Source organism: Legionella moravica DSM 19234 (genome assembly GCF_000423305.1).
Lineage (GTDB): Bacteria > Pseudomonadota > Gammaproteobacteria > Legionellales > Legionellaceae > Legionella > Legionella moravica.
This window is the reverse complement of sequence record NZ_AUHS01000035.1, coordinates 1-15348: the sequence shown is the minus strand read 5'-3', so window position 1 is coordinate 15348 and position 15348 is coordinate 1. Positions and strand designations below refer to the sequence as shown.

Below are 15348 nucleotides of genomic sequence, written 5' to 3'. Positions count from 1 at the left end.
TGTATAGAAGCCCTTTGCAAATCGATTAATCGTATGGGTCAAAATAAACTCTCAAAATCGAACCACGTAATGCTGATGCGTGGCTCTGGGCGCGCATTTGAATCCTATTACGATCTAAAAAGCTGAATATAGTACTCTTTAAATAAATTTGTTCAATATTATTTTGACTTTACAAGAAGCTTTTGCAAACAAATTAAAGCTTAATACAATGATTTATATATGTTTTTTCTGAAAACGCAAATTGTATAATGAAAATACATGACGTAAAGAAAAGTTTAGTTTACACTGAGTCCTGTAAGGGATTCTTACATTATCTTGATTTGGAATTTTGGAGAATAACATGACGTTAGTTTTAAAGGATTTTGAGCATTTAAAAAGCCATTTTAATGATTGTGTCACCTTCGTACTTTTGCGAGATGATAAGACTGAGATTGCAAGTCTACCTCACAGAAGAAGGGACGAACTTCAATTTTTAAGCACTTTAATCCAGGAACTGGATACTCTGATTACTCAGGCGAAAGCAACTGAGAAACGGGCAGTGACAGCAAGATCAGTCAACATACTCTATGCGGCCATGAACGTAATCATTGAGGACATTGATAAAAGCAAATCTGTCTATGAATCAAGTGGAAAAGTTAAAGATCGATTAAATATTGCCATGGGAATTACCGCTGAACACCAACCCAGTGCGGAACAATATGCAATGTTCTATAAATCATTCAATCAATTTATGAAACAGATTTATAATGAGAATGATTCACGAAATGGGTTTAAAAAAGGCCATATTTTTCAAACCGTCCCCATGGACAAATTGGTGAAATTTACAAAAATAGGTTTCGAATTCGAAGAAGCGGAACAAAACAAGGTCAATAGCAGTCTTGTTGTTGGAGAGACAACAAAAGCTGATGGTGCTTGGTATAAACCTCTTAGAGAAGCATCTGGCTCTATTGTGGCTCCATTAAAATCCTATGCTGATTTAGCAAATGAGCTGCATAAGTTAATTCTTACAGAAACTGCAGATAAAAATGCAGCAGACATCTCATCTCTGGATGAAAACAGAGCACTTCAGCTTCAGTTCCTCAAATCATTGGAACAGAGTCTTTCAAGCCCTAAAGCATCAGGAATCAAAGATGCTGAAAAAACTGCAATACTCGCTGGAGCTATGTATCTTATTCGCGGATTTATTGCCGTGGAATATAAACATGAACCATTAAGCCACCAAGACATTACAGCAACGCTGCTGCGAAAAGGCTCTGTAGTCCATACTGAATTGACCAGAATTCTTAATGCTAAAGAAACCTCTGTAGAGGATATTGAAGTATTGGTTACTGCGGCCAATCAGTACATCCGCCACATGACAGTTCAGACCGCAGACGCAAAAGAATCGATCAAGCCCGGGCACATCTTCACAAGCATCGAGAACTTCCCCCTGATTCCAATGTTATCAATGGCACAAAATATAGTTCGATCCTGCCGTGATAAAGCCATTGATCGTTGCGCGATTCAATTAAATAAAGAAATTGAAGCAGCCAAACCCAAAGAAGCCAGTTCATCCTATAGTTCTGCTATATACAGCTGGTGGAAAAAGACTCCGAAAGTACCAGAAGAAGAGGAAGAACTGGATGCTCAACATGAAGAAACATCTACCGCAGCATGCTCATCTTCATCATCTTCATCCGGAACGTCACATCTGTCCATCTAATTTAAAGGAACCGAATCATCTGATTCATAATTTAAATTAATTAAGACCGGCAGCAGTTATTATTTACTATGTTAACTGCTGCTTCATCCTCGGTAATGAATATTTTTCTATATTATCAATTGGAATAAGCCATTTAGCTTAAATTTTGCTACAATAGCCCGAATAAATTAACCTGATTACCTTAAAGACAGCTAATTTCTAATGAAAATCAAATCACTTACTAACACCCTTTTATTTTGCTGCATGTGTTTAACTCTAGCATCGTCCATGTCATTCGCTCACAAAAAAGAGATCGCCATTACCATTGATGATCTACCCTTTGTAGGTGAATACCGAAACTTTCATTTAAATATGATGATGAACACAATGAAAGAGCAGCAGATTCCTGCTACCGGTTTTATCATTGCTAAAGAAGTCCGCAATGACAACTGGGAGATATTGCAAAAATTCCGTGACTCGGGTTTTGGTCTTGGTAATCATACCTATTCCCATGCGAACCTCAACATCCTGAAGACCAAAGAATACATTAAAGAAATTAAGAAGGCTGACACGATTCTGGCTCCAGTTCTTACAGAACCCAAATATTTCAGATACCCTTATTTGGCAATGAGTTCAGGAAGCAAAAAAAATAAAATTCTTTGTTACCTTGCCAAAAAGAACTATCAGGTTGCACCCATCACCATAGACAGCAAAGATTTTGTCTTTAATCAACGTTTGTTGTCTGTACCTGAAGTGAACAGACGGGATTATCTCGGGGAAATGAAACCTTTTTACCTTGATTTCATTTGGCAGCAGACGGTAAAAGCGGAAGAACATACCGAATATCATCATAATCCGGATCAGGCACAGATACTGTTAATTCATGCCAATTTGCTGAACGCCTATGTCTTGCCTGATATCATTAATTTATACAAAGAAAAAGGCTATACCTTTGTTAATCTGGAAGATGCCCTTAAAACGTTTAAAGACTCCGCACACTGTCCTCAAACCAACTTAAAACCCGGTATTCTTGCCCAAAATAAAGTGAAGACCCCTACCGTTACCGACACAGATATTGAATCTTTCGTCGATTGGGATTGATAACATCTGATCTGTTTTGCTCATGATGCTGGCATTTTTTAAGTCTAAGCTAAAATTCACAGTTGGGCTGATCGCCCAACAACTACTTTACTACATTATTAATTAATTTCCTCTAATCCAACTTATCATGCAATATTCATGGTACAATTGCACCAAAAATAGTCAAACAAAATCTGGGCCGTAGACCATATAATGCGCCAGAATTACTGAGAATAATTAAGGAAACAACATGAGTTTTTCATCATTGGGTTTAATAGAACCCCTACTCAAAGCAGTTGAAGAATCAGGCTATACCCAACCTTCACCAATTCAGACTCAAGCCATCCCTGCTGTATTACGTGGCACTGATGTTCTGGCATCAGCACAAACAGGAACCGGAAAAACGGCCAGTTTTGTTTTACCCATTTTACAAAAACTCAGCGATAAACCTCGCGCCAAAAATAATCGAACCCGAGTATTAATAGTAACTCCTACTCGTGAACTGGCGGCACAAGTACACGAGAGCATCCTTCAATATGGACGTCACCTGTCACTTCGCTCTGCAGTGGTGTTTGGAGGAGTAAAAATAAACCCTCAAATGATGCGTTTACGTTCCGGAGTTGAACTTCTGGTCGCAACACCTGGGCGATTGCTTGATTTACATCAACAAAGAGCCATTCAACTTGATGAGGTAGATACTCTGGTATTGGATGAAGCAGACCGCATGTTGGACATGGGTTTCATTCATGACATCAAACGCATCATTAAACTGCTCCCAAGAAACCGTCAAAATCTGATGTTTTCTGCAACGTTTTCTGAAGAAATACGCACCCTGGTCAAAGGAATACTGAATCAACCTGTTGAAATAGATGTTGCTCCGCGCAACACGACAGTTGTTGCGATCAAGCAAAGAATCCATCCAGTAGATAAAAGCCGTAAATCCGCCTTATTGAGCCATCTTATTCATAGCAACAAATGGGGACAGACTCTAGTATTTGCCCGCACCAAACACGGTGCGAATAAACTGGTAAAACAACTGGCCGAAAACCATATCTACGCAGCAGCCATACACGGAAATAAATCACAATCACAACGTACCAAAGCATTAGCTGAATTCAAATCAGGTGAACTGCATATTCTTGTAGCTACAGACATTGCAGCTCGAGGTATTGATATTGATCAACTGCCTTGTGTTGTGAACTTTGATCTGCCTCAAGTCGCAGAAGATTACGTTCACCGAATTGGTAGAACTGGACGAGCCGGAGCATCGGGGCTGGCTGTTTCTCTGGTTAGTGCAGATGAAATTGGCCAATTGAATGCAATTGAAAAATTAATTAAACGCAAACTGGATCGCGTTGAAATTGATGATTTTGAACCAACGCATAACCTTCCTAATACACCTGGCCCAGTTAAACCCAAAAGAAATATACCGTTTAAAAAGAAGTCTCCCCAGCCTCAATCAGCTAAAAAAACAGAACGAAAGCCTTTTGCCAAACGCTCTGGAAAATGACGTCAAATCCAGGGTGATGAATAAAAATTCATCACCCTGAGCAAAGTAAACGATCTCATAAATGGCGTAAACCAAATAAAATTGTGCTATTTGGAGGAGATCCTTCACAGCGTTCAAGATGACGTACTGGTTCAGGATTATGAATAAAAACCTTCATACCAAGTGCTACGGGAACTGGTTTGAAAACACCATCCAATCAGAGAGCTCCTGCTGTTCTCGGCTTAATCTATTAATTCATCTGCAGTGCTCTAATATCCTCCTTTGCAAAATAAAAGATCAATTAATAGACTATAATTAATAGAGTAGTAAATTCAGGGTACTATGAGGGACTCACATTGAACAGGAAGTTAGGTGGCTCACATACTAAGACACTAGATGATGCGAATAATATTCTCTTATTCCGCGTTTACGCTTTTCCTATGTCTCTGCAAACTCAATTTCAGCCAATAAAAAACAATAAGGCACTACTTAATCAAACCCGGTGTAAAGACCGTCTGGCAGCATTTACCTTGATTGAACTGTTGGTCACTCTCTGTGTTCTTTCCATCCTGCTCACGGTAGCAATACCAGCTTTCAGAACTATGGTGTTAAATAATCGCCTGGCCTCAAATACTGATTCATTGGTAAATGCCCTCAATTATGCACGCAGCAGCGCATTAAATCAGGCAATGACCATAAAAGTATGTCCCCTGGGTACTATTGGTTCAACGACTTGCGGCACAGATTGGCGTTCAGGATGGATTATCGTAACCCAACCAACCACGGGAACAGCTGTGCTTCTTAAAAGCCAGCAAAGCTCGAATAACGATCCCACCTTAACAGGGAATACCACAGAAGTTCTCTTTGATCGATTTGGACTCTCTACCACCCAAAGTAATTTCACTCTATGCGACAGTAGAGGAAACGCTTTTGCTCACTCTGTTGAAGTGCTCACCACAGGCTACATACAAAGCGGATCGACGCCAGGGCAAGCAGTCTGGAATAACGGTTCCCTAACCTGTCCTTGATGGAGAGTTTACTATGTATACGAGATTGAGGACATTTACACTACAAAAAGGAATGACTTTATTGGAGGTCCTGGTTTCGGTTGTATTATTGGCAATTGGCTTGCTTGGAATAGCCAGTATGTTAATGCTGTCTAATAAAGCCAATAACTCAAGCTATGCAAAACTCCAGGCGGTTCAATCAGTATATGATATTTTTGATCGAATTCGTGCCAATTCTCAAGCGGCAATCAATGGGAATTACAATATCAGTAATATGGGTACTAATGGTTTGCCAACGACTGTTGCCACACCTTCAGTCATGTGCAATGTCTCTACGTGCACACCATCACAAATGGCTACTTACGATACATGGTATTGGCTAACGAAAGACGTTGCCAAATTACCTAATGGTAGCGGTTCAATAACTTCGGCACTTTCAGGTGTTGCAGGAAATACAGTGATAACTGTAACGGTGCAATGGGATGATAGTCTGGCGCAAAATCAGTTAGGAGCAAGTAGTGCTGCATCGACTAATCCTAATTTCGTACAATTAAGCATACAGAGTCAAATATGAAAATGTACTCAGCACATCAAAATGGTTTTTCCCTGGTTGAGTTAATGGTCGCATCCGTTATTGGTCTCTTGCTGAGTTATGCCGTACTGGAAATTTATCTGGCCCAAAGTCAACTCTATAAAGCGTCTAACTCTCAGGATCTGGTTCAAAGTACAGAAAATGCCATAATCAATTTAATTGCCCCTGTCATTCGATCAGCAGGCTTTACCGGTTGTGGTAATGTGACATCGGCTGTCTCGAATCTCAACCCCGGCGGCCCTTCACCCTTAGGCTCAATCAATACCAGTCCTGCGATGTTGATGGGTTACAATGGCAGTACCTCAAGTTATACCATCACTCAGGAAAACCCTGCCAACAGCAGCAATGCCAATAACTGGAGTCCTGCACTGGTTGCTTCACTGGTAGGTTCTGTTCAACAAGGTAATGATGTTCTTATAATCCTAGGTTCCGCTCCCAATACTGTTCCTTTGGGAGTGACAACAATCGATTCAGGAAGCAGTTCCCTGTCGGTTCAAAGTGTCAGCGGAGCCAACCTGTCCAGTGGCCAATTTGGGGCTGTATCTGATTGTACCAAATCAGTATTATTTAAAATTACTGGCGTAGCCGGAACAACAATTATTCATGATGCAGGTACTGGTATTCTGGAAAACATATCAAGCAGCTTTCCAATAAATTTTCAGGTGGGTTCGCAATTCGTTCAAATGCAACAAACCGCTTTTTTTGTTGGGCAGGGTCAGGGAGGGCAAAGTGCCTTAATGCGTGCACGATTAAATGGAAACAGCTGGACCATTGAACCCCTTGTATCGGGCATTGATATCATGAAAGTACAATACGGTATTGGCTCGAATGGGGTGGTGAACCGATACGTCTCGGCTAATGCAGTAACCGACTGGACTCAAGTCTATTCGGTACGATTGGGCTTTTTGATTGCAGGAAAAAACGGATCAGGTACCTTATCCACCAATCAATATACAGTTCTGGATACTGTTGTCACCGTACCTGCTGATAATCGCCTTCGTCATGTATTTGAAATGACCATTAACTTGAGGAATGCTATATTATGAACACCTTATCCTCACTCACTCAATTAAAACAAAAAGGGTATATTCTGATTACTACTCTCGTATTAATGAGCATGCTCACTATGATGGCCTTAACTCAATCGTCACATAATACATCACAAACCCGTGTAGCGACTAACGCCACTGATTCAGAAATCAGTTTTGAAAAGACTGAAGGGGCTCTGAATGAAGCAGTGAACAAGCTACTGAACTCAACCTACACCCCCCAAAGTTTTCTCAATAATACAAATGGACTTTATGTATTTGACTCAAGCGCAGCCCCGATTTGGAAAACTGTAAACTGGTCCAGCAGCGCAGCCGTAATCAATAGTTTCCAAGGAAGTTCAGGAACACAATCCAGTTACATCATTGAACAACTCCCTTCCGTCATCCAACCCGGACAAAACATGAAATCACCTACCCGTATTTATCGAATTACCGCGCGTTCGGTTGGAGCAAACGGAACGTCTTCTGTATTAATTCAAAGTACGATACAAATTCAACAATAGGTTATTATTATGGACAGGCCAACAGACACGCTTCAATACAGAAAAAGAAACAGGAAACCATGGAGAATAGCCATAGAATCCCTGGCGTTATTGGTGTTTTGTGCCATAACATTCCCGATTCCTGCTGTTCATGCCGCTCCTGCTTTAAACCTTCCCAACATCCCACTAATCATGGCCAGTCCAATTCATCCCCAAGTGTTTATTGCCATAGGAAATTCGGAATCCATGGATGGTAATTTAAGTGGGGCCATTATGACCGGCTCAGGTTCTCTGGCATCCAGTTTAAGTTCTCTGAGCAATTCAAGCTCACCATTAAAATACCTGGTACCTACCGGTTTTACCCCGCCAGTGCAAGCAGCAGATGCTTCGGGTCAGGCGCCATATACTGTCACACAGAGTGGAGTTCTTGTTGATAACAGCCCCAGCCGATTAAATGTCGCCAAACAAGGAGTCCAGGCTATTCTTGAAAATTACCTGCCCACAACGGATTTTGCTTTGGCAGCCTACAGTACGAGCAGCGTCCAGTCATACAACACCTGGGTTTACTATATGTCTCCAACAGGTAGTAACTTCAGCTTTACCAATACCCAGGTCGCAGGAAATCGGTACGTTATAAATCCTTGTTACAATTACGGCTCGGCATCATCCACAATATCTAGCAATTGCAGCTCGCTAGCCAGTTTTTATGGAACAACTCTGGTATCTTCCAGCCAATACATGCAAATAGGAGCATCCAGTGACGACCCGGAAATCAGCGACGTCCTCTATTCTTCCGGTTCTCTTGCAGGAGTGTTTCTAACGTATACTGGACCAAGCCCAGCCACCCCATTTCCACCCAATTTTTCTTTAAGCAACTACAACGCAGGTAATGTATTTCTTTCCTATTCCAAGTCCCTGCCGAATATAGGAAGTTTCGGTACAGGCCCTACCAACGCAGGATTTGTGCCCTATTCAAAACAGGTCATCTATGCCCGACGAGGTTTTGGCTATTACGGTAATCAATCGGCATCTACAGGTAATGTACTCGTCCAAATGACTTCAGCAGGTACAATTCCAACAACTACCAGTGTCACTAACGCACTCAATTTATTTTTACCGTATCTAAAACCTGAAACCAACTCGACATCAACAACTGAAATCAAGGCCTCTGCCTTGCAATCACCTATTGCGGGTTTACTATCCAAAGCTAATAGTTATCTTACTACTCTGGGTTCTACCAGCGGTAATGGCTGTCCTCAGCAAAAATTCGTCATATTAATTTCTGATGGACTACCCACCATGGATCTCAGTGGAAAACGTTGGCCGCCATTAGGAAGCGCCGCTGCGGCTGGGTATGGAGTTACGGCTACGTTTAACGCCAATGGTTCCTTGAACACGACCAACAATCAGGCCTTAACTGATGCCATAAATACCATAAAAACATTAAAGAACAATGGAATATTGACGTACGTAATTGGATTAGGAGCTGGAGTTGATCCAACCATTAATTCACAGGCCGCTTCCACTCTTACCGCTATGGCTGTAGCAGGGGGTACGGATAATTATTACCCTGCTACTGACCCTGAAACCCTGGTTAACAGCCTTAATACTATTATGGTGGCCATACAAAATGGAACCTTCACAACCTCAGCCGCTGCAGTTAGCTCCACTCATCTGAATAGTGACACGGTAGAATATCAAGCCAATTTTGTTTCCAGTGATTTACCCTATCTGGATTGGACGGGTAATTTATTTGCCATACAATTGGATCCTGCTACCGGTGCTCCGACTTCAACCGTTATCTGGTCAGCTCAAACTCAACTGGATAATCTGGTAGCAGGCACAGGATGGTCAACCAATCGTTTTATCGCTACCTGGGATCCAGTGGCTGTATCCGGAATACCTTTTCGTTGGGACAGCATTAATACCACTCAAAAGGCTCTGCTCCAGCCAACTGATCTATTGGGACAAAGCCGCCTGGAATACCTTCGTGGTAACTCAGCTCTGGAAAAAAGAAATGGCGGTACCTTCAGAAATCGCTCTCACATACTGGGTGATATCGTGGACAGTCAGGTTGTTTACGTCGGTGCTCCTGATGCCCCTTATCTGGATCCAGGATATGTCGCTTTCGCCAAGGCACAGATCAACCGTCAACCCGTACTTTATGTAGGAGCAAATGATGGCATGTTGCATGCTTTTAATGCGACCAATGGTGAAGAGCTTTTTGCATTCATCCCCAATGCAGTGTTTGATAATTTAGACAAGCTCACTGCCCCACTCTATAACCAGAGCCATATATTCTATGTCAATGGATCGCCACAAAGCGGTGATGTACAATTTTCGGATGGTAATTGGCATACCATTCTGGTTGGTGGTGAAAATGCCGGGGGCAAGAGTATTTATGCCTTGGATATTACTTATCCCTCCGCTTTAACTTCAGAAGCTAATGTCGCCAGTTCCGTGCTTTGGGAATTCACCGATACGGATATGGGCTACACCTACAGCACACCGCAAATTGGTCAAATAGGAACAACTACCTCTACCCCACTCACTTTTGCCGTATTTTTTGGTAATGGCTACAACAGCGCCATTAATTCCTCAATACTCTACGCGATCAATCCTCAAACGGGAGCACTCATAAAAAAAATTGATCTGTGTGCCGCTATATCTGGCTCCTGTAATACCTCCTTGCCTCAGGGCTTATCATCTGTCTCTCTGGCTCACAAAGATGGCTTACAAGGGCAACCCATTACCGTAGTTTATGCAGGAGATCTCCAGGGGAACCTTTGGGCTGTCAATGTCAGTGATGCTGATCCGGCTAATTGGAGCGTTCGCTTGTTATTTCAGGCACGCGACTCTGGCGGTACTGCGCAGCCCATTACAACAGCTCCTATAGTCACCCTCAATCCGAATTACCCGAGAAAACAAGGGTTATTTATTCTGTTCGGCACTGGACAATTACTCGCCCCCAGTGATCTGCTGAACACTCAAACACAAACAGTCTACGGAGTATGGGATAAACCATTAACTACAGTTACCTACACTCGAAACGATCTGCAACAACAAACACTGAGCCTGGTTGCGCCCGGCACTTCCGGTTTATCCTCCTCCATTCTTACCGTGACCGCCAACACAATTAACTGGAATAATAAACTGGGCTGGTTTGCTGATCTTGCCGTTGCAGGCCAACGCATAATCACGAATCCGGAATTGATTAATGGAACGTTCATTGCCACTTTAAATACTCCTCCGTTAACCGCATGCGGGGTAGGATTTTCCTCAATGTTACTGGAACTGAATTATCTGACAGGCGGATCATTCCTCCGTGCACAAATTGATATTAATGGGGATGGTGGTTTTGATGTTCAGGATCAGTATAATGGTGCATATCCTGTAGGTATTACCTTGTCAAACAGCTATGCCAACTCCCCAACCGTATTAGGACCTAACCAGAGCAATCACATCGTCATATTAATCACCCAATCCAATGGAGTCCAGACTTCAATAATCAATCCTAATAATACTCCAAGGAAAATCGGTTGGTGGCAAATTCAATAAAGGATAAAGAATGAATAGGGATAAACTGTTAATGATTAAAATCAAGCAATCCAATGAAGGCTTCACTTTAATCGAGCTTCTCATTGCATTGGTAATCATTGGAATCCTGATTTCCTTTGCCTATCCATCCTATTTACAGTTTATCCAAAAATCCCGTCGGTCAGATGCTTTGGCGATACTCACTCAGGATCAAATTATTTTCGAACGCTGTTATTCTCAAAATTTTTCTTATGTTGCAGCCTGCGGTGCTTTACCCGCATTTCCTCAAACCACCCCTGAAGGTTTTTATACCATCAACGTGTCAAACCTCACTGCTACAACCTATACCTTGACAGCAACACCACAGGGCAGCCAGGCTGATGATACTAAATGTGCCAGTATAAGTGTGAATCAAGCTAACGTAAAAACAGCCGTTGATTCAACAGCAACAGTACAAACCGAATGTTGGAATCCCTAGTTTTAAAATCTCTTGAACAACGAAATTTAAAACAAGATTCCCCTTGCCAATGCTGGCATAAGCCGTCGTGTAGAACGCTACCTGACAAAACTTGATGAAAACGATCCCAGATTTTCTAAATTATTCTTTACTTCAATGTGTTGCTTCCATTACAGTTCCCTTCCAACGGAAAGTCCAACACGATAATCAATGGAAATTTTTTGCTTTTTCATGGGCATACTCTATCTGTATACCTGTAATCATTACCTGCCTGCGGTAACGCTGTTACTGTTCTATATAACACCACGCATCTCAATTCCAATCTTATTTTTCATGGGAGTTCTTCTGGCCTGGACTCATCAATGGATGATTGAACCACATGGGATGCCTGATAATGCGGTACTACCTGATGCGGTAATCGTGGGAACGATAGCATCAATACCCGTTGTCAGTGCCGAAAAAACAAAATTCCATTTTCAAATTGAATGCATCAATAATCATCCAGCCCAGGGCCTTATTCAGTTAGCATGGTATAACAAAGCGCCTGAATTGCATTCGGGACAACTTTGGCAATTATCGGTCAAATTAAAAAAACCACGAAACTACCGCAATCCTGGGAGCTCCGATTACGTCAAAACCCTATCAGCACGCCATATATACTGGACTGGTTATGTTCGCTCCGGGGTTAATCAATTAATCAAAGAACAGAACACTACAGGCTGGTTGCAATTCCGGGAGCAATGGGGTACCGCATTGACACAGCGAAGCCCGGATAAAAAAACTGCTGGAATATTAGAAGCGCTTACCTTAAATGTAACAACTCACATCAGCCAGGAACAATGGGAATTATTCAGACGCACTGGAACCACCCATTTATTTGGTATTTCAGGAGAGCATATTGCTTTAATATCCGGGATGGTATTTTTTATTTTGCGCTGGCTGTGGTCCCGAAGTGTCCGTTGTTGTTTGTTTGCTCCGGCGATCTCGATTGCCAGTATTGGTGGGTTTGGAGTAGCTCTTCTTTATTCATTTATGGCGGGTTTTGAACCGCCAGTACAAAGAGCACTGATTGGGTGTTTTTTTTATACTTTATGCTGCATTGGAATCCAACGATACACCATATGGCAAGTATGGCGTTATGCTCTTTTTGGCGTCTTGTGCCTTGAACCGCATGCCGTATTTATGCAAGGCTTCTACTTTTCTTTTCTCGCCGTTGCCTGTCTGCTGCTCACCCAGCAACGCTGGGGGCTGAAGGGAATCAAAGGCAATCTGGCATTACAGCTGAGTTGTTTAATCGGTTTGATGCCGCTGACCCTGTATTGGTATTCCTATGGTTCAATTAATGGATTTATCGCCAATTTATTTGCAATTCCGCTCGTAGGGTTTCTTATTGTTCCTTTAGCATTAATGGCATTGGCAATCAGTTCATTCAGCTGGTCTGTTTTCTTAATGCATCCCCTATCCTGGCTGGTTGCGCTCTTATTTAAAATGTTGCTCTGGACCGAACATCTGGCTGGAATAAACATCATGGGGTCATTGAACTCGATAATATCTGTAATTTCCATCATGGTGGCTTTATTAACAGGGATCATACTTCCTGTGAAACCCTTTAGATATTTTGCCATAATCTGGCTCCTGGTTCCCTTCTTTCCCTATAAAGAGGCCATACAACATGGGGAGGCTTTAATTCGAGTTCTGGACGTGGGGCAAGGATTAGCCGTAGTGATAAAAACCCGGGATCATGTAATGCTTTATGACACGGGAGATCAATTTTTTCAGGGTAGTGACTTGGGTAAAATCGTTATCCTTCCCTTCCTGACGGATCTTGGTATTAAAAAAGTAGACAAAATAGTCATTAGTCACCCTGATAAAGATCATCTTGGAGGACTAAAATCAATTGAAGCTGAAGTCAAAGTTGATCAATTGATTGTCAACAATCCTTCGTTTTATCATCGAGGTTTTAATTGCCATAACTATCCGGAATGGGAGTGGAATGGGGTTCGTTTCCATTTTTTTCCTATTCATTTTAACTTTAATAATAAAAATGATAACTCCTGTATATTACAAATAAGTTCTTCAATCGGCAGCATTTTATTAACAGGCGATATAGAAAAAACAGCAGAAGATTATCTGGTACGAACTTATGGTGATCAACTGGCCTCAGATGTATTGATTGTTCCCCATCATGGCAGCAAAACCTCTTCCTCTTATCGATTTTTATTGGAAACAGCACCTCAATATGCCATTGCCTCCCTGGGATTCGATAATCGCTTTCATTTTCCACATAATAAAACAATGGAGAATATGAATACCCTGAACATCCCTTTTTACAGAACAGATGAATGCGGCATGGTGCAAATAAAACTGCCGGCAAAAGGGGCGTTAAAAAAACCATCCTGTTTTAGTGGAAATAAATAACAAACGAGGTTCATATGATTCAAAAATAAGACAAACCCTGATAAAATATTACCCCTCTTTCTATTTGATGAGCATCATGGCTAAATCACGTAACTCCATTCTCTTTCTTGGACTCCTTTCAGCATTCTCTTTGGTAACGTTTGATTTATATCAACCATCGCTTCCTTACATTACCAATTTATTTGAAACCACATTCAGCCTGAGCCAACTGACTTTAAGTGTTTATTTGTTTGTTTTTGGGGTTACGCATCTCTTTTGGGGCCCCCTTATTGACCATTATGGACGACGCGCGCTCCTGCCAGGAAGTCTGCTGCTTGCTCTGATTGGAAGTGTGCTCTGCGCCTTTGCACCCAATATAACCCTGTTGATAATAGGGCGAGCCATTCAGGGTTTCGCTTTGTGTTGTTCCAATTTAATCGCTTTTTCAACGTCTCGAGACTTTGAAGATGAAGTAGAACGTGCAAAAATTCTCTCCTATATCTCCATGATAGTATCAGCTTCCCCCATATTTGCCCCAGTTTTGGGTTCTCTTATTTTTACCTGGCTTGGATGGCAATTTAATTTTATAGTAATGGCAGGAATGGCTCTGATTCTCTACATTCAATCACTCAGGATATTGGTTGAATCACCGTTTTGGAGTCCACCAAAAACATCATTTAAAATAAACAATCTAGTCAGCTCCTACAAAGCGATAGTACCTAAAATGTCCTTGTGGTCTGCTTCGTTTATTATGATGTTCAGTTTTACAGCAGTGATGCTTACCGTTATTAATTCCTCCTACCTGATTATCGATGTCCTTGGATTTTCACCTTTGGCCTTCGGTATTATCTTTATCTTTAATGGAATCAATATCATCATAGGAAATTATATTGGTATATGGCTAAGAAAACGCTTCAGCATGACATCAACCATTTTCATGGGAAATTGGCTCATTTTACTTGGCGGATTAGCCATGTTATTAAGTACAGAACTTTATGGTTTTAGTCTCATTGCTTTATCTTTTGCCTTAATCTGTAATCTGGGAATCAGCGTGAGCGCTGCACCAACCATGTCTCTGGCACTTTCTGATTTTAAAGAGAACGCGGGAATAGCGACTGCTTTCATAAGCACCGTTCGCCTGTTTGGTTCGTCTATTCTATCCATGCTAGTGGCATATTTATTAACTAAAAATCTCAATGCGTTACCAATAGGCTTAATGTGCTGCGGGGTTTGCGCACTCTACTCTTCATGGTTGTTTAAACGTCAAATAACACCTACAGATGACACCGAGGTGGATGGAATTCAGGCCAGCGCCTGATTCTATTCCCGGCGGTCAGCCTGGGGTTCAGTATTCGATGAACAAAATAATGAAAAATAGCCGGAATTCAGGAGCATCTCTATATAAAACGAGTGTTATGAGTATATATTTCGAGATATACTCTCGGGCTGTTGACATTTCATTATGTTCAAGCCTACTTTCCGCGACTTGTTCGCGGAATCGATAGATCATGCGCAAAACAAGAATATATTGCGCCTATAAAGAGTGAATTGGATCCCGCGAACAAGTCGCGGGACGT

General features: G+C 41.7%; 11 protein-coding genes. All 11 read left to right on the top strand.

All coding sequences use genetic code 11. From position 1 onward, the window contains the following. The first annotated feature begins 340 nt into the window (after positions 1-340). Entirely contained in the window at positions 341-1702 is a 1362-nt protein-coding gene (locus tag G543_RS0109175) for a hypothetical protein (RefSeq protein ID WP_028384263.1), read from the top strand. A gap of 201 nt (positions 1703-1903) precedes the next feature. Next, positions 1904-2782, top strand: coding sequence for a polysaccharide deacetylase family protein (locus G543_RS0109170; RefSeq protein WP_028384262.1), 879 nt, complete (start codon positions 1904-1906; stop codon positions 2780-2782). A gap of 229 nt (positions 2783-3011) precedes the next feature. Further along, complete coding sequence (locus G543_RS0109165) at positions 3012-4271, top strand: DEAD/DEAH box helicase (RefSeq protein ID WP_028384261.1); 1260 nt, start codon at positions 3012-3014, stop codon at positions 4269-4271. A gap of 335 nt (positions 4272-4606) precedes the next feature. After that, a complete protein-coding gene (locus G543_RS17545; RefSeq protein WP_028384260.1) occupies positions 4607-5278 on the top strand; it encodes a GspH/FimT family pseudopilin in 672 nt (223 codons plus the stop codon). Positions 5279-5291: 13 nt separating this feature from the next. Then, positions 5292-5831, top strand: a complete 540-nt coding sequence (pilV, locus tag G543_RS0109150; RefSeq protein WP_028384259.1) for a type IV pilus modification protein PilV — start codon at positions 5292-5294, stop codon at positions 5829-5831. Then, entirely contained in the window at positions 5828-6895 is a 1068-nt protein-coding gene (locus G543_RS0109145; RefSeq protein ID WP_028384258.1) for a PilW family protein, read from the top strand. Before pilV ends, G543_RS0109145 begins: the two co-directional genes overlap by 4 nt. Continuing rightward, positions 6892-7401, top strand: a complete 510-nt coding sequence (locus tag G543_RS0109140; protein ID WP_028384257.1) for a pilus assembly PilX family protein — start codon at positions 6892-6894, stop codon at positions 7399-7401. Before G543_RS0109145 ends, G543_RS0109140 begins: the two co-directional genes overlap by 4 nt. A gap of 9 nt (positions 7402-7410) precedes the next feature. Continuing rightward, on the top strand, positions 7411-10938 hold the full coding sequence (locus G543_RS0109135; protein WP_035921897.1) for a pilus assembly protein: 3528 nt from the start codon (positions 7411-7413) through the stop codon (positions 10936-10938). A gap of 10 nt (positions 10939-10948) precedes the next feature. Then, entirely contained in the window at positions 10949-11395 is a 447-nt protein-coding gene (locus G543_RS0109130) for a type IV pilin protein (protein WP_115343466.1), read from the top strand. 189 nt (positions 11396-11584) lie between these two features. Further along, the gene (locus G543_RS0109125; RefSeq protein ID WP_028384254.1) at positions 11585-13792 is read left to right on the top strand and encodes a DNA internalization-related competence protein ComEC/Rec2; all 2208 of its coding nucleotides are present in this window, start codon (positions 11585-11587) and stop codon (positions 13790-13792) included. 76 nt (positions 13793-13868) lie between these two features. Continuing rightward, positions 13869-15089 carry an MFS transporter gene (locus G543_RS0109120; RefSeq protein ID WP_028384253.1) on the top strand — a complete coding sequence of 407 codons (1221 nt, stop codon included), beginning with the start codon at positions 13869-13871 and terminating at the stop codon, positions 15087-15089. Positions 15090-15348 lie beyond the last annotated feature (259 nt).

Bases quoted from the DNA above. Each gene is read 5' to 3' on its own strand.
- G543_RS0109175 (WP_028384263.1), top strand. From the start codon at position 341: ATGACGTTAGTTTTAAAGGATTTTGAGCATTTAAAAAGCCATTTTAAT.
- G543_RS0109170 (WP_028384262.1), top strand. From the start codon at position 1,904: ATGAAAATCAAATCACTTACTAACACCCTTTTATTTTGCTGCATGTGT.
- G543_RS0109165 (WP_028384261.1), top strand. From the start codon at position 3,012: ATGAGTTTTTCATCATTGGGTTTAATAGAACCCCTACTCAAAGCAGTT.
- pilV (WP_028384259.1), top strand. From the start codon at position 5,292: ATGTATACGAGATTGAGGACATTTACACTACAAAAAGGAATGACTTTA.
- G543_RS0109145 (WP_028384258.1), top strand. From the start codon at position 5,828: ATGAAAATGTACTCAGCACATCAAAATGGTTTTTCCCTGGTTGAGTTA.
- G543_RS0109140 (WP_028384257.1), top strand. From the start codon at position 6,892: ATGAACACCTTATCCTCACTCACTCAATTAAAACAAAAAGGGTATATT.
- G543_RS0109135 (WP_035921897.1), top strand. From the start codon at position 7,411: ATGGACAGGCCAACAGACACGCTTCAATACAGAAAAAGAAACAGGAAA.
- G543_RS0109130 (WP_115343466.1), top strand. From the start codon at position 10,949: ATGAATAGGGATAAACTGTTAATGATTAAAATCAAGCAATCCAATGAA.
- G543_RS0109125 (WP_028384254.1), top strand. From the start codon at position 11,585: ATGGAAATTTTTTGCTTTTTCATGGGCATACTCTATCTGTATACCTGT.
- G543_RS0109120 (WP_028384253.1), top strand. From the start codon at position 13,869: ATGGCTAAATCACGTAACTCCATTCTCTTTCTTGGACTCCTTTCAGCA.